We start from the raw sequence: 13,990 nt of genomic DNA on the forward strand, positions 1-13,990 counted from the left end.
GAAGGGGATGTTGCTTTTCAGCGTTCATTGTCCTAAAAGTTAATGGCCCAATGTAATAAGGACAATACTATGCTCCTTGAGAGATTAAAAAGTCTCGAATGTTCTCTTCATGATGACAAGCGGAACGATCGGGAATGGCTTGAAGAGATACTTCATGAGGAATTTCGAGAGATAACGCGATCTGGCATGTTAGTTGATAGGGCAGAAACAATAGAGGCACTTTCTACTGAAGATAAAAGTCCAATAATTCACAGTGACGACTTTAGACTTATCATCGTTAGAAAAAATTTCGCCATATTGCATTACAGAACTTTTGATCCAGATGGCAGTAATGCCTCTCTTCGTTCCTCATGCTGGGAAATGAGTGGCAATGGCCAATGGCAATTGATATTCCATCAGGGAACGCCTGAGTTAAAGCGCGTTTAGATGCAAGATGCAACGTCCGCTCCTCGCTCATAGCGGACGTGACATCAGGTTATTTGGCATAACGCCTTATTAAGCGCCGCATAAAAGGACTGAAGGCATTTATGAATTCTCCCCAAAAACCTCAACAAACCGTCCGAAAATAGAGACTTGCCTAAGATGGATGCTACAACGCTGTTGAAATAAAAATGCCCCGCCTGGCGATACGCCAGACGGGGCAAAAAAACGGGTGCCTGTACCAAACCTACAACCGGATAAGCGGGGATTGCTCCCCGCATACCGCTACTTCTTCGTTTCGTAAGCGAGAACAGCTTTCACTTCCACATCACGCTCCTTAAAGCTCAGCTCGCATAACGTTTCGCGAACCAGAAACGTGACGCCCAGCACAGTTAAAGCCAGCACCAGGATCGCCCAAAAGGCGTACTTGTTAAGCATGTCATTGCCTCCTTGCTAAGAAGAGGCTACCATCCAAATTGTCTGGGTTTGGAGTGGTAGCCCCGGTTGATGGAAACATCTCCGGGGCTTTTGCTTTCTGCATCTCCAGACCTGCCTGAGCTAAGAAAGCATCAGGCACCCGCTGCAATACTACGCTCGTACCGGTGAAAAAACCGCCTTTCCACTGGTTATTTAGCCAGTTAAATTACTTTTTCAGAAAACGTTTAGATGCTGGCATGAAGTGGGTTACATCGACGTCATCACCGGAGCAGAGTGCAATCATGCCAGAGGCGTAGAAACCTCATTCTGTACAACCTTTTTCGTTTGACGAACCTGTACGCTGAGGCGTGCTTCAGTTACCAGGGTTAAGCTGATAGTGCTGGCGATGAAGCATCAGGGCTTCTGCGATGATGTCCTGTTTGCTTTTACGCGTTTCGTAAGCGGTGGCCTGCACGTATTCACAAAGCTCATCATCGATACGTGCGCTCAGCATGGTTAACCGGGCATTTTTACTTTCACCTCGCGGTCTGCGCTTTGATGGATAACTTCTGATTTTGTCCACACTCCCTCCGTCTTAAGCATGCAGTTATTTCATGTCCTGAAATATGAAAGTCTGCTTAACACATGTCAATATTCAAAACCTGAGACATATCTTGTTGAAGATGTGTTAAATTAGAAAGACTTTATCGATAGATTATTTTCAAATGAAAGAAAATAATATGTCTTACAATAGACAGGAAGCGCAGAACGTTATGTTTGCGATTAGACTTCATGAATAAGACTTCAATGATTGTCAAAGTGGCCATCTTTACCGGGATTGCGCAAATGTCAGGCGCACCAGAGCGTTATGTGCCTGAAGAGAGTGATACTCAGAGAGAATGACCCGATACCCTATGCGTTTGAGCTGTACTCTTCAGATAACCCCGTCAAACTCAACCAGAGCAAAAGACTAGTTAAAGACTATTTTATCTAGTAACAACTTTTTAAAAACCGTCACTAAATAACATTATTAAGACAATTAAATAAGTCACTAAAGTTTGACTTTAGTCAAATGAGTCAAGGCTCATAAAGTGCGGTAACCGGACGATATCATGCCCACCAAAGAGGTGGGCTGACCTGTTTAACGGTGGTGATGATGGTTGTAGCGCGCCTTACGATCGTGCTCGCGTTCCTGCGCCGGTTTCTGCCCTGCCCTCAGGCGGTAACATCCGATCTGTTCTCCTGGCGCACGCCCGCAAACAGCCAGCGCCAGAAAAAGACCTTCACACCCGAACCCAGGAACATCGCCAGCCAGAGCCATGGGCTGTATTTGAGGCTGGTATGGATGACCTCCACCAGGTCAACGTGCAGATGATCGGCGATGGCATACTCAACAATTACCCGCGCGATCAGCATGGTTACCATCATGAGCGTAATCGCGACTGGTTTCCCGATATGTGGCAGGTGGCCGGACGCCCAGCGCCACAGGAAAGTGGTACTCAGGATAAATACTGTCAGCAACTGCAAGCCAATATCGAGGCCATATTCGTGAGCCTGTCTGGAGATATTCAGCACACCAGCAATGATGACAATAGCCAGAAGAATTTTTTTAATTATGCCCATTTCAAATTTCTCTTTTAAATTAAGTAAAGGATTTAATAATTAATTCACATCACCATGAATCATGACGGCTTTCGACAAACAAACGCCTGGCCTCACCGCGCGGCACAAGATTGCGCCAGCCGAAAAGGCTGCGCTCCACGAACGTTTTACAGACAGGTTGGTTATTTCCGCTGAGTGCTATCATCCGCGCAATTAATACCAACGGGGTGATAATAAGGCGTATTAATTCGGGCTGCTAAAGATAATAAATGTATACTTTTAATTGCGGAGTAATCTGAATAAATAATATTGTTAATGGCAAAAGAAAATAAACGGTGCAGGGGCCCCTTTTCAGAGGGGCGCCTGCGGTAGACTCACTGTTATGCCGTTTCGGGGCGAGCGTGAAACGCCTCAAGGCGTTTGATCTGCCGTCCATCGTTATCAAAATTATCTGCGGCCAGCCAGCCACGCAGAGCCGCGTCCCGCTCCGGCCATTCGCTATCGATGATGGAGAGCATATCGCTGTCGCGGTTACGGCCTTTACGCACCAGCTTCTGGCGCAACCGCCCTTCCCAGGTAAAGCCCAGCCGCTCTGCGGCCCGGCGCGAGGGGATGTTCATCGAATCGCACTTCCACTCCAGACGGCGATAGCCTCGCTCAAAACCATATTTCAGCAGCAGCCAGATCGCCTCTGTGCCGAGCGGGCTGTTTTTCATTTTGCGCGACCAGGTGACATGCCCTATCTCCACCGAACCCAGCTGTTGCTCAATGGCCATATAACAGACCAGCCCGACGGCGCGCTCGCTCTGGCGATCGATCACTGCAAAAGGCACCAGCGCCATATCCTGCACTTTGCCCTGCACCCAGCAGGCGGTCTCTTCCACGCTGGCAGGTTGATTGCTGGCAAGCCAGGTCCAGTCGCTGTCGTCGCCCAGCGCGTAGGCCTCGAACAGATCGCTCGCATGCTGGTGCGCATTCAGCGGCTCAAGGCGGCAAAGACGCCCTTCCAGCACCCCACGCTCCAGTACACTGGCCCCTTGCCAGCCGGGAACAGGATCGTTAACCATCTGTCCCCAGATATTCATCTCCGGCACGCTGCTACCCCCTTCTTTGTTAACGGTTTGTTATTTCACAATACAGGATTGTCTGCATAACAGTACTGCCGGGCGCGTTAATCGCGTAAATAATTCTTTATACTGGCGATGTATCAGGAGAGAAGGTCGATGAGAGGACGGCGCTGCGCTTGCACGGGTCTGCGTTTCGCGCCGCTTTGGTTTGCAGGCCGGGTAAGGCGCAGCCGCTACCCGGCAGGATGCAGATTACTTCAGGTTCTTGAGCATTTTCACCGTGGCGTCCAGGTCAATCTCATCTTCGGAGAAGATAAAGGTTTTGCCCTGGAAGGTGGTGATAGCCAGTTTTCTTACCGTGCGCATTTCGCCCGCTTTGGCCGTTGATTTCGGCGCGATATTGCCCATCAGGCTCTTCACCGACAGCACGCCGTTCTCTTTATCAATCCGGGTTTCGGCGGGCTCTTCTTCGCTGTAGACCAGGTAAGATTTGATGGAGGTGATCTTATGACGCTCGCCATCGAGGTAAATATATTTGCTCTCGGGGATCACCTTCACCGCATACGCCGACAACCCCTTGTTGTTGGTGGTCGGTTCAAACGTTACCGCGGCATCTTTCTTAATCAGATCGGGATTGGCGACCTTAATCACATGAAAATAGCGGTTATCGCCGTTTTCATCTTTGATAAATCCAAAGCCCTTATCTGCAAACCAGGTTGTGATTGTTCCGTTCATCGCCATTGCCGTTACCGCCTAATTAATCGTTACTAACTCAGTTTTTGCCGCGCGCAGTGTAAAGCACAACGCCTGCGCAGACTATGTCTTTCATGCAGGAACTACTCATTGCCCCACTGGTTCAGAAAATTGGCGATATCGTCAATGCGCTGGGTGTTGATGCCGGCTTCCACCGCCATCTCGGTCTGCGCCGCTTCGCTGATCTCTTCGTTATTCATTAAACGAGTGATCAGCAACTGGAAATAGAGCGCCAGCGAATCACGCTCTGACTCGTTGACCGGTTCGGCGGCTTCCGTCGTGTACTCATCCACGATGTCATAGTATTTAATCGGTACGTCGTTGCTCATGCGTTATCCTCAGGGTGTCAGTTGTTGCGAGGATTTTAGCATCCTCACAATATTTTTTCCGCGGGCGCCACAATAGACTTGCTCATGTTGACTCCGGTAATGCCAAAACCGCTGGTCTCGTAAAGATGCCGGGCACGGGCATTATCCCCTGCCACCCGCAGTCTGATCTCTTTAAAGCCCCTTTCGCGCAGATGCGCTTCAAAAACGCGAAGAGTCTGTTTACCCAGCCCCTCCCCCTGACAAGAGGTGAAAATATGAAAATCGTAGATAAACACTGAACGCATCATCGTATCGGGTTTGTACCAGAGATAACCGACAGGCCTGTTGGTCTGATCTATCGGCGCAACAAGAGAGAGTAAAACGTGTCCATGCGTATTCACGCCTTCAGGAAGCATTTCAGCAATTTCCTGCTTCGCTCTGGCAAGAGAATCGTGTTGAGAGAGTCCGTAGTTTGAGGCGATCTCCCCGGCATAATCATCAATAAAATAGTCCAGATAAGCAGGATACTCATCCTCTGTCAGGGGTCGAAATGAGACCATTACTTGCACCTTAATATTAATAATCAGGCCAATATTAATAGCGATAACGACTCTGGAGCGTCAAGGTAGACTGGGCCTGTTCCATAGGGAAAGGGAGAACTTCACCCATTGTCTATACTCAACTCATCACAGACAACGGAGTGCGCCATGCCTTTACCCGATTTTAAATCCTCTGAACCCTACACCCTCGGCATTGAGCTTGAACTCCAGGTCGTCAACCCGCCGGGCTACGATCTGAGCCAGGACTCATCCGCCCTGATCGCCGCCGTGAAAGATGACATCAAAAGCGGTGAAGTGAAGCACGATATCACCGAAAGCATGCTGGAGATCGCCACCGGCGTCTGCCAGAACATCGACCAGGCGGCGGCGCAATTCTCCGCCATGCAGCAGAGTATCCTGCGCGCGGCGGCGGAGCACCATATCCAGATCTGCGGCGGCGGCACGCATCCGTTTCAGAAATGGCAGCGTCAGGAGGTATGCGAAGACGAGCGTTATAACGCCACCCTGGAGCGCTTTGGCTATCTGATTTTGCAGGCCACGGTCTTCGGCCAGCACGTTCATGTGGGCTGTCGCACTGGCGATGACGCCATCTACCTGCTGCACGGCCTGTCGCGCTTCGTGCCACACTTTATCGCCCTGGCGGCAAGCTCGCCCTATATGCAGGGCACCGACACCAAATTCTCCTCTTCGCGCCTCAATATCTTCTCCGGCTTTCCGGATAACGGCCTGATGCCGTGGGTCAACAGCTGGCAGGAGTTCGAAGGGCTGTTCCGCCGCCTGAGCCATACCAGCATGATCGACAGCATTAAAGATCTGCACTGGGACATTCGCCCCAGCCCCCATTTTGGCACCGTAGAGGTACGGGTGATGGACACGCCGCTGACCCTCGCCCATGCCATCAATATCGCCGGGCTGATCCAGGCCACCTCCCACTGGCTGCTCACCACCCGGCCTTACAAGCATCAGGAGCGGGATTTTCTGCTCTACCGCTTTAACCGTTTTCAGGCCTGCCGCTACGGGCTGGAGGGGATCCTGACGGACGTCCATACCGGGGAGCAGAAAACCATTGCAGAAGATCTCGCCTGGCTGCTGGAGCGCGTCGCGCCTTCTGCCGCAAAGCTCGGGGCGTCGAGTGCGATTGAAGAGATTGCCCAGAGCCTGAAACAGGAGAAGAGCGAGGCGCAGCGCATGCGGGACTTTATCGCCGACGGCGGCTCGCTCATTTCTCTGGTGCAAAAACATGCCGAGCTGTGGGCGACGAGTCCGTAATCGCTCTCTTTCCCCCTCTCCCAAAGGAGAGGGGCAAACGTTATGCCGCCTTACGGAACCTGCGGGTGAGTCGCTTCTCGATTTCGACAATGAAGAACATTGCGCCCGCGGTCACCAGGGTTACACCCCAGTAGCGCAGCGGCAGCGCTTCGGTGCCGAACAGCATCTGCATAAACGGCAGGTAGATAATCGCCAGCTGCAGCAGCAACAGCACGCCCGTCACCAGCCAGATGCCTTTGTTCGCCAGCAAACCGCGGTTCAGGGAGAAGCCTTCGGTGTTGCGGCAGTTAATCATGTAGACCCACTGGGCACAGACCAGCATCTGCAGCAGCACGGTGCGGATGAACTCCGCGCTGTGGCCGCGCGGAGCCAGCCAGGCTTCCAGCGCAAAGGCGGCGACGGCAATCAGGGTGCCGACGAAGGCCACGCGCCAGACGGCATAACCATCCATCACGTGCTGCCCGGTCTGACGCGGCGGGCGACGCATGATGTTGCGCTCGGCGGCCTCAAATGCCAACCCGAAGGAGAGCGTGGCGGAGGTCGCCATGTTCATCCACAAAATCAGCACCGGCGTCAGGGGAATGATGTTCCCCGCCAGCAGGGCAATCACAATCAGCAGCCCCTGCGCGAGGTTGGTCGGCATGATAAACAGAATGGTCTTCTTCAGGTTGTCGTAGACGCGACGCCCCTCTTTCACCGCGCTGGCGATGGTGGCGAAGTTGTCGTCCGTCAGGACCATATCCGCCGCCTCTTTGGTCACTTCCGTGCCCTTAATGCCCATCGCGATGCCCACGTCCGCCTGGCGCAGCGCCGGGGCATCGTTTACGCCGTCGCCGGTCATGCCGACGATTTCACCTTTCTCCTGCAAGGCTTTCACCAGACGCAGCTTATGCTCCGGGCTGGTGCGGGCGAAGATATCGTACTCCACCGCCGCTTGTGCCAGCTCGCTATCATCCATCTGTTCCAGCCGGGAGCCGGTCACCGCCTGGCCGCTGTTGGCGATCCCCAGCATCTGGCCGATGCTCATGGCCGTCTGCGGGTGATCCCCGGTGATCATCTTGACGCGGATCCCCGCCTGCTGGCAGGCATGAATGGCGTCGATCGCTTCCGGACGCGGCGGATCCATCATCCCGGCGATACCGAGGAAGATCAGGCCGTGGCTGAGGTCGTCGTGGGTTAAGGTCTGCTCACCGTTCGCCGGTTTGTACGCCGCCGCCACCATACGCAACCCCTGGCGCGCATAACGCTCCATCTCGGCTTCCCAGTAGCTGCGGTTAAAGGCTTCGGCACCGTTACGGGTCTGCTGCCGGGCGCAGAGAGCGAAAATAACGTCCGGCGCGCCGGTGATGAGGATCTGCTCCTCATCCCCTATCCGATAGTGGGTGCTCATGTACTTATACTGGGAGTCGAACGGGATCTTGTTAATCAGCGTGGTGGTGACCGGCGCCAGCTGCGCTTTTGCCGCCAGCACCTTCAGCGCGCCTTCGGTCGGCCCGCCGGTGATACGCCACAGGCCGCGCTCGTCCTGAATCATCTGGCTGTCGTTACACAGGTCGATGGTACGCAGATAGTGCTCCAGCACCGTACCGGGCTGGATCTTCACCGGCTCGTCGCTGCCCTCCAGAGAGATGTTGCCTTCCGGGGCATAGCTGTCGCCCTCAACGCGGTAGCAGCTGTCGGCGGTGATGATCGCCTTAACGGTCATCTCGTTCATGGTCAGGGTGCCGGTTTTATCCGAGCAGACCACGGTCATCGCTCCTAACGTTTCGATTGTGGGCAGTTTACGGATGATGGCGCGCTTGCGGGCCATCGCCTGCACGCCCAGCGACAGGATAATCGAGATAATGGCAGGCAGACCTTCCGGCACCGCCGCCACGGCCAGGCTAATCAAAGAGAGCAGCAGCTCGCCGATCGGCATGTCGCGCAGCAGCAGGCTAAAGACGAACAGCGCGGCCATCATCGCCATGATGATCCCGAAGATGGCCTTGCCGAGTTTGTCCATCTGCACCAGCAGCGGGGTGCGATGCTTTTCAATCCCGGCCATCATCTGGTTAATGTGGCCCAGTTCGGTCTCCTGGCCGGTGGCAATGACCACCCCAACGCCGCCGCCTGCGCTCACCGTGGTACCGGAGAAGACCAGGTTGGTGCGGTCGCCGAGCGGTAATTCCCCGTTCAGCGGCTGGGTGTGTTTATCCACCACCGTCGATTCGCCGGTGAGAATAGCCTCTTCAACGCGTAAATTATGTGCCTCAATTAAACGCATATCGGCCGGAATACGATCCCCGGCACGCAGGAAAATAATATCCCCGGGAACTATTTCAGTTGTGGGTATTGTTTCATGATCGCCGTCACGAATAACACGGGCATCGCTGGCGAGCATATTCCGGATGCTGTTCAGTGATTTTTCGGCGTTACTTTCCTGAATATGACCAATCAACGCGTTAATGACCGCCACACCCAGAATAACCAGGGTATCGATCCAGTGGCCCATTATTGCCGTTAATAGTGCAGCGGCCAGCAATACATAAATCAGCACATCGTTAAAATGGGCCAGAAAACGCAGCCAGGCCGGTCTGGCTTTTTTCTCCGGCAGCGCGTTGGGACCATGTTTGTCCAGCCGCGCCTGTGCTTGTGCGCGGCTCAGACCCGCCGCGGTGCTCTGCTGCGCGGCAAGCGTCTGCTCTACGGTCTGCTGATAGGCCATGTCTGGCGTGGTAGGAGGCGGCGTCTGGGTGTGGTGCATTTTGGTCATATTTCAGCTCCTTCAGTTTGCGGTGAGCAAAAGCCTGAATTCCATCTCTGCTTTTATAAATCTGTCGACAATATTGAGTTGTCAGGAAAATTAATTTATCGCACTATTATTGTTGTCGGCGGCATTAAACCGGTAACGTCTCATTTCACCAGAGCGATTTTTACAAATTATTTCTAAACCGAAACTAAACGAGAGGGAACCATGTTTGGGATTTATCGAGGACGACGTCTGGCGTTATATATTTTCGTTGCCATTGTTATTGCGACGTTAATTGGAATGAGCACCTATACCTTTGTAAAAGTCTTTGCCGGAGGGTGACAATAATTGACATTAATGCAGGTTAATTGAATAGAGATCTTTCTGGCGGGGGAAATAACAGCGAATTAGCGGACAATTATTTATCGCGCCTGCGTCTGACGGTTGATATTGCTTTACGAAGCCCTATCCGTGACAATGTTATTTTTAACTGACGATTAACATAATCATGAGACACCCGTTAGAATCGCTGTTAACGGCAGGCGGCATTTTGTTGATGGCCTTTCTCTCCGTTCTGTTACTGCCTGCGCCGTCGCTGGGGCTGGTGGTGGCGCAAAAGCTGATGACCCTCTTCCATCTGATGGATCTGAATCAGCTTTACACCATCATCTTTTGCCTGTGGTTTTTACTGCTCGGCGCCATTGAATTCTTTATTCTGCGGTTCATCTGGCGCCGCTGGTTTGCGCATTAAGCCTGCCGTTAATGCGCGCGACTGTGGTTATCCTTGCGATACGCCCCAGGCGGCTGGTTAAAGGTGCGGGTAAAGACGCGGGTAAAGGTCTGCTGGGAGTCAAAGCCGTAACGCAGGCAGATATCGTAGACCTTTTCATCCGATTCACGCAGATCCCGCGCCGCCAGCCGCAGCTTACGTTCCCGAATATAGCGCCCCAGACTCTCGCCTTTGTACTGCATAAACAGCCGCTGTAAGTGCCACTTGGAGTAGCCCGCATGTCGGGCGATATCCTCGATACGCAACGGCTGATGAAGGTTGTCGTCGATCCACTCGACAATGGTGTCGATAACCTGAGCGGAAATAGTCATGCTGCTCTCCCCCTCTGCTCTTCGATTTAACATTATTCCCACCACGCACGAAATTGTTGCGTGGCATCATCTACCCTGACCGGCTCACCGAGCTCCGGGGTCAGCAGGCGATATTTTTTATCCTTGCTGGCCTGCGTAAGCTGGATCAGTGGGTCGTTCCAGGTGTGTTTTGCCAGCACAAAGCGCCCGGAGTGGCCCGGTACGACCGCGTTGGCATTAAGATCCGCCGCCGCCTGCGCCGTTTCGGCAGGCTGCATGTGGATGTACTTCCAGTCCTGGTCATACTGGCCGTTCTCCATGATCGCCAGATCGACGGCGCCGAAGCGCTCGCCAATGGCGCTAAAGTGCGGGCCATAGCCAGAATCACCGCTGTAGAACACTTTCGTCTCTGGGGTGACAAACATAAAGCTGCCCCACAGCGTCTGGTTGCGCTTGAGCCCGCGCCCGGAGAAGTGGCGCGCCGGCAGGACATGTACGGTGAGATCGTCGCTGATCCGCACCGACTGCTCCCAGTCCCTCTCCTCAATGATCGAGGGCTCCATGCCCCAGTAGCGCAGGTGCGATCCCACCCCGAGCGGCGTGACCACGCGCTTCACTTTGGGCAACAGGGCTTTGATGGTGGCGTAGTCGAGATGATCGTAGTGATCGTGCGAGATAATCAGCAGATCGATATCGGGCATCTCTTCGGCACGCCACGGGTACTCCCCGGCAAAGGCTTTATTGAGAAAAGAGAAAGGTGCGGCATAGTTGCTGAATACCGGATCGATCAGAATGCGTTTGCCTGCCAGCTGCAGATACCACGAGGAGTGGCCGAGCCAGACCAGCGTCTCTTGATCCAGGGGCAGCTGCGCCAGATCGGTTTTCACCAGCGGCAGCGGCTGGGCCGGACGCGCGTTCTCACGCTTCGTCACCAGAAAATCCCACCACGCCGCCAGCATGTTCTTATTGCCGGTAAAGCCGGGCGTCGGCAAGGTGTTATGGAACTGGCCGTCGCGATATTGCGGCGAGGCGGCAAACTCATTCAGCTGCGCGCCCTGTGGCGGCTGGCCGAACCCGGCATTGAGTACAAACGGCAAACTCGCCGCGGATGCAATCATCATCACTACCACCACGCTAACAATAAAACGCTTTTTCATATCCCGACCCGAATTCGCGCCCCATCCGATGGCCTGCGCGGGCAAAACTTGATTATGAGTGAGTAAGCACTCATTATAGAAGTGATGTGAAAGTCGTCAAGACGTTTTAAGATCTTTGACATTCCACGTTGCAGCCCCACAAAGGGCATGATTCAATCGGGGTTTTTGCACATTACCTGGAGGAAATGCAGTGGCTCGTCCGAAAAGTGAAGATAAAAAACTGGCGTTGCTGGACGCGGCAACCAGCGCGTTTGCCCAGTCCGGCATTGCGGCTTCTACCGCGTTAATCGCCCGCAGTGCGGGCGTGGCAGAAGGCACCCTGTTTCGCTATTTCGCTACCAAAGACGACCTGCTTAACGCCCTCTACCTGCACCTGAAGCAGGATCTGTGCCAGACCATGCTGGCGAATATGGATCGCGCCCTGACCCAGCCAAAAGAGCATACCCGCAATATCTGGAACAGCTACGTTGACTGGGGGATCCGCAATCCGGTGGCCCACGGTGCCATCCGCCAGCTTGGGGTGAGCGAGAAGATCAACGCCGAAACCGAGCAGGCGGTACACGAGATGTTCCCGGAGCTGCACGAGCTGTGCCGTCGCCATATCCGCCCGGTGTTTATGTCGGAAGAGTTCCGGCTGTTTGGCGACGCGCTCTTTTTATCCCTGGCGGAGACCACCATGTCCTTCGCTACTCGCGAACCGGCCCGCGCAGCCGAATTTAAGGCATTGGGTTTTGAAGCGATGTGGCGCGCGCTGGCCGAAGAGGATAGCGATGGACAGTAAAACCCTCGCCGCCTGCGCAAAACAGGTGGCCCTGGAGCTGCCCTTTACCGAACAGTGCTGGCCGTTTGGCCCGGACTACGATGTGTTTAAGGTTGGCGGCAAGATTTTTATGCTGATTGGCGTCGCACACGGGCGCCTGCATGTCAGCCTGAAGTCCGACCCGCAAAAATCGCTGCTCAACCAGCAGATCTACCGGGGCATTGAGCCTGGCTACCATCTGAATAAAAAGCACTGGATCTCGGTTTATGCAGCGGAGGATATCACCCCTGAGCTGATCGCCGATCTGGTCAATGATTCGTGGCATCTGGTGGTGGATAAGCTGCCGAAAAAAGAGCAAAAACGTCTGCGTCCGGGCCCTTAAGCGCTCGGAATGCCCTTACCTTTGTTCCTTTCCCTTTGTATCATTTTCCCTTTTGCATTAAACCCCAGGAGTCGTTATGGATATCATCTCTGTTGCCTTAAAGCGTCACTCAACGAAGGCCTTTGATCCGAGTAAAAAACTGACTGCCGACCAGGCAGAAAAAATGAAAACCCTGCTGCAGTACAGCCCGTCGAGTACCAACTCGCAGCCGTGGCACTTTATCGTCGCCAGCACCGAAGAAGGCAAAGCGCGCGTGGCGAAATCCGCAGCCGGTGGCTTTGTCTTCAACGAACGCAAAATGCTGGATGCCTCTCACGTGGTGGTGTTCTGCGCCAAAACCGCGATGGACGATGCCTGGCTGAACCGCGTGGTGGATCAGGAAGAGGCCGATGGCCGTTTCGCCACCCCGGAAGCGAAAGCCGCTAACCACAAGGGCCGCACCTTCTTCGCCGATATGCACCGTGTCGATCTGAAAGATGACCACCAGTGGATGGCAAAACAGGTTTACCTGAACGTCGGCAACTTCCTGCTGGGCGTGGCCGCAATGGGTCTGGACGCGGTGCCAATTGAAGGTTTCGACGCCGCCATCCTCGACGAAGAGTTTGGTCTGAAAGAGAAAGGCTTCACCAGCCTGGTGGTCGTGCCGGTCGGGCATCACAGCGTGGAAGATTTCAACGCCACGCTGCCGAAATCGCGTCTGCCGCTGAGCACGATTGTGACTGAGTGCTAATGACTACTGGCACGCTGGGTTCCGGCGTGCCTGTTTTCAATAGAGCGTAATCTGCGGATGCTTAACGCCGCACACCAACGCATAACGCGTTAAGGTATCCAGACTCGCCCGGGTAATATTGGCTTCCATTCGGGAGACGGTTGGCGCGCTGACCCCCATGCGCTCCGCCACCTGAGCACGCGTCAGTCCCGCCTGTTTGCGCCACTGTGCCAGCATCTCCTGCAGCCGCGCCTTACGCTCTTCGGCGTCAAAGGCAGCCTGCACATCTGAATCGCTTAACAGCTCCGCTCTTAACGTATCCCAGTCAATGATCTTCTTGCTCATCCAACATCTCCTGTTGTCTTTTCAGTGCCAGACGGATTTCAGCAGAAGGCGTTTTCTTCGTCTTCTTGATAAATACACGCAACAGATAAATTGTTTTTTCCCGCTGATACACATAGATCCCGCGACTATGAATCAGACCGACGGTTCTTATTTCAAACAAACCATGGGGTAATGGCTTGCTGTCGGGCTCCCGAAGTGCCGTTGGGTTAGCACGCAATTTATCAAGCTGACGAATCAGCTTCGCCTGTACGCCTGCAGGCAACGAGAGGATCTCTTCTCTGACTGCCTGATGAACGATAAGTCTGAACACGATTTTTCATCCCTGAAGATATTAGCATGTAAGGCAATTTGCATTAAAGGCTAATTTTACCTTTCGTGATTTACCTTACCCCCTTTATCCAGGTCAGACCGGAGTGACTTCTATTCCCTGAAA

18 protein-coding genes are annotated in these 13,990 nt (G+C 53.8%); 6 read left to right on the plus strand and 12 right to left on the minus strand.

The window, feature by feature from the left end; translation table 11 throughout:
* The first annotated feature begins 69 nt into the window (after positions 1-69).
* A complete protein-coding gene (locus ACT3IC_RS03580; protein WP_103178574.1) occupies positions 70-426 on the plus strand; it encodes a nuclear transport factor 2 family protein in 357 nt (118 codons plus the stop codon).
* 279 nt (positions 427-705) lie between these two features.
* On the opposite strand, the gene ACT3IC_RS03585 is transcribed toward ACT3IC_RS03580, so the two are convergent.
* From ACT3IC_RS03585 to ACT3IC_RS03615, 7 genes are all read right to left on the minus strand, one after another.
* Positions 706-858, minus strand: coding sequence for a Hok/Gef family protein (locus tag ACT3IC_RS03585; RefSeq protein WP_103824124.1), 153 nt, complete (start codon positions 856-858; stop codon positions 706-708).
* Between the two features lie 352 nt (positions 859-1,210).
* Positions 1,211-1,351, minus strand: coding sequence for a hypothetical protein (locus ACT3IC_RS03590; RefSeq protein ID WP_180210385.1), 141 nt, complete (start codon positions 1,349-1,351; stop codon positions 1,211-1,213).
* A gap of 701 nt (positions 1,352-2,052) precedes the next feature.
* Entirely contained in the window at positions 2,053-2,460 is a 408-nt protein-coding gene (locus ACT3IC_RS03595; RefSeq protein ID WP_159339742.1) for a hypothetical protein, read from the minus strand.
* A gap of 359 nt (positions 2,461-2,819) precedes the next feature.
* Positions 2,820-3,533, minus strand: coding sequence for a GNAT family N-acetyltransferase (locus tag ACT3IC_RS03600; RefSeq protein ID WP_159339741.1), 714 nt, complete (start codon positions 3,531-3,533; stop codon positions 2,820-2,822).
* A gap of 225 nt (positions 3,534-3,758) precedes the next feature.
* Positions 3,759-4,247 (minus strand): cold-shock protein, encoded by a 489-nt coding sequence (locus ACT3IC_RS03605; protein ID WP_103178570.1) that lies wholly within the window; start codon positions 4,245-4,247, stop codon positions 3,759-3,761.
* A gap of 95 nt (positions 4,248-4,342) precedes the next feature.
* Positions 4,343-4,588, minus strand: coding sequence for a YmjA family protein (locus ACT3IC_RS03610; protein ID WP_103178569.1), 246 nt, complete (start codon positions 4,586-4,588; stop codon positions 4,343-4,345).
* A gap of 44 nt (positions 4,589-4,632) precedes the next feature.
* Positions 4,633-5,127 carry a GNAT family N-acetyltransferase gene (locus tag ACT3IC_RS03615; protein ID WP_159339777.1) on the minus strand — a complete coding sequence of 165 codons (495 nt, stop codon included), beginning with the start codon at positions 5,125-5,127 and terminating at the stop codon, positions 4,633-4,635.
* A 147-nt stretch (positions 5,128-5,274) separates the two neighbouring features.
* On the opposite strand from ACT3IC_RS03615, the gene ACT3IC_RS03620 reads away from it, so the two are divergent.
* The gene (locus ACT3IC_RS03620) at positions 5,275-6,396 is read left to right on the plus strand and encodes a YbdK family carboxylate-amine ligase (protein WP_103178567.1); all 1,122 of its coding nucleotides are present in this window, start codon (positions 5,275-5,277) and stop codon (positions 6,394-6,396) included.
* 40 nt (positions 6,397-6,436) lie between these two features.
* On the opposite strand, the gene ACT3IC_RS03625 is transcribed toward ACT3IC_RS03620, so the two are convergent.
* Positions 6,437-9,139: a cation-transporting P-type ATPase gene (locus ACT3IC_RS03625; RefSeq protein WP_473478870.1), complete on the minus strand. Its 2,703-nt coding sequence runs from the start codon at positions 9,137-9,139 to the stop codon at positions 6,437-6,439.
* 493 nt (positions 9,140-9,632) lie between these two features.
* Between ACT3IC_RS03625 and ACT3IC_RS03630 the strand changes: the two genes are divergently transcribed.
* On the plus strand, positions 9,633-9,875 hold the full coding sequence (locus ACT3IC_RS03630; RefSeq protein WP_103178565.1) for a DUF1158 domain-containing protein: 243 nt from the start codon (positions 9,633-9,635) through the stop codon (positions 9,873-9,875).
* Between the two features lie 8 nt (positions 9,876-9,883).
* Here the strand turns inward: ACT3IC_RS03630 and ACT3IC_RS03635 are convergent, their stop codons facing one another.
* Together ACT3IC_RS03635 and ACT3IC_RS03640 are read right to left on the minus strand one after the other, a co-directional pair.
* Positions 9,884-10,225 carry a RamA family antibiotic efflux transcriptional regulator gene (locus tag ACT3IC_RS03635; protein WP_103178564.1) on the minus strand — a complete coding sequence of 114 codons (342 nt, stop codon included), beginning with the start codon at positions 10,223-10,225 and terminating at the stop codon, positions 9,884-9,886.
* A gap of 32 nt (positions 10,226-10,257) precedes the next feature.
* Positions 10,258-11,361, minus strand: a complete 1,104-nt coding sequence (locus tag ACT3IC_RS03640; RefSeq protein ID WP_156654032.1) for an MBL fold metallo-hydrolase — start codon at positions 11,359-11,361, stop codon at positions 10,258-10,260.
* 190 nt (positions 11,362-11,551) lie between these two features.
* Here ACT3IC_RS03640 and ACT3IC_RS03645 point away from each other — a divergent pair, with 190 nt between their 5' ends.
* From ACT3IC_RS03645 to nfsB, 3 genes are all read left to right on the plus strand, one after another.
* Positions 11,552-12,142 carry a TetR/AcrR family transcriptional regulator gene (locus tag ACT3IC_RS03645; protein ID WP_156654031.1) on the plus strand — a complete coding sequence of 197 codons (591 nt, stop codon included), beginning with the start codon at positions 11,552-11,554 and terminating at the stop codon, positions 12,140-12,142.
* Complete coding sequence (locus ACT3IC_RS03650; protein ID WP_103178561.1) at positions 12,132-12,503, plus strand: MmcQ/YjbR family DNA-binding protein; 372 nt, start codon at positions 12,132-12,134, stop codon at positions 12,501-12,503. The genes ACT3IC_RS03645 and ACT3IC_RS03650 overlap by 11 nt, the downstream gene beginning before the upstream one ends.
* 76 nt (positions 12,504-12,579) lie before the next feature.
* Positions 12,580-13,233, plus strand: coding sequence for an oxygen-insensitive NAD(P)H nitroreductase (gene nfsB / locus ACT3IC_RS03655; RefSeq protein ID WP_156654030.1), 654 nt, complete (start codon positions 12,580-12,582; stop codon positions 13,231-13,233).
* 36 nt (positions 13,234-13,269) lie between these two features.
* Here nfsB and ACT3IC_RS03660 read toward each other — a convergent pair whose 3' ends face one another.
* Both ACT3IC_RS03660 and ACT3IC_RS03665 read right to left on the minus strand, forming a co-directional pair.
* On the minus strand, positions 13,270-13,557 hold the full coding sequence (locus ACT3IC_RS03660) for a helix-turn-helix domain-containing protein (protein ID WP_103178559.1): 288 nt from the start codon (positions 13,555-13,557) through the stop codon (positions 13,270-13,272).
* Positions 13,538-13,867 carry a type II toxin-antitoxin system RelE/ParE family toxin gene (locus tag ACT3IC_RS03665; protein ID WP_114315711.1) on the minus strand — a complete coding sequence of 110 codons (330 nt, stop codon included), beginning with the start codon at positions 13,865-13,867 and terminating at the stop codon, positions 13,538-13,540. Before ACT3IC_RS03665 ends, ACT3IC_RS03660 begins: the two co-directional genes overlap by 20 nt.
* Positions 13,868-13,990 lie beyond the last annotated feature (123 nt).

This window comes from Leclercia sp. GHBNCSD, assembly GCF_055805075.1.

Coding starts and splice junctions, on each gene's coding strand:
- ACT3IC_RS03580 (WP_103178574.1), top strand. CDS start 70: ATGCTCCTTGAGAGATTAAAAAGTCTCGAATGTTCTCTTCATGATGAC.
- ACT3IC_RS03585 (WP_103824124.1), bottom strand. CDS start 858: ATGCTTAACAAGTACGCCTTTTGGGCGATCCTGGTGCTGGCTTTAACT.
- ACT3IC_RS03590 (WP_180210385.1), bottom strand. CDS start 1,351: ATGCTGAGCGCACGTATCGATGATGAGCTTTGTGAATACGTGCAGGCC.
- ACT3IC_RS03595 (WP_159339742.1), bottom strand. CDS start 2,460: ATGGGCATAATTAAAAAAATTCTTCTGGCTATTGTCATCATTGCTGGT.
- ACT3IC_RS03605 (WP_103178570.1), bottom strand. CDS start 4,247: ATGGCGATGAACGGAACAATCACAACCTGGTTTGCAGATAAGGGCTTT.
- ACT3IC_RS03610 (WP_103178569.1), bottom strand. CDS start 4,588: ATGAGCAACGACGTACCGATTAAATACTATGACATCGTGGATGAGTAC.
- ACT3IC_RS03615 (WP_159339777.1), bottom strand. CDS start 5,127: ATGGTCTCATTTCGACCCCTGACAGAGGATGAGTATCCTGCTTATCTG.
- ACT3IC_RS03620 (WP_103178567.1), top strand. CDS start 5,275: ATGCCTTTACCCGATTTTAAATCCTCTGAACCCTACACCCTCGGCATT.
- ACT3IC_RS03625 (WP_473478870.1), bottom strand. CDS start 9,139: ATGCACCACACCCAGACGCCGCCTCCTACCACGCCAGACATGGCCTAT.
- ACT3IC_RS03630 (WP_103178565.1), top strand. CDS start 9,633: ATGAGACACCCGTTAGAATCGCTGTTAACGGCAGGCGGCATTTTGTTG.
- ACT3IC_RS03635 (WP_103178564.1), bottom strand. CDS start 10,225: ATGACTATTTCCGCTCAGGTTATCGACACCATTGTCGAGTGGATCGAC.
- ACT3IC_RS03640 (WP_156654032.1), bottom strand. CDS start 11,361: ATGAAAAAGCGTTTTATTGTTAGCGTGGTGGTAGTGATGATGATTGCA.
- ACT3IC_RS03650 (WP_103178561.1), top strand. CDS start 12,132: ATGGACAGTAAAACCCTCGCCGCCTGCGCAAAACAGGTGGCCCTGGAG.
- nfsB (WP_156654030.1), top strand. CDS start 12,580: ATGGATATCATCTCTGTTGCCTTAAAGCGTCACTCAACGAAGGCCTTT.
- ACT3IC_RS03660 (WP_103178559.1), bottom strand. CDS start 13,557: ATGAGCAAGAAGATCATTGACTGGGATACGTTAAGAGCGGAGCTGTTA.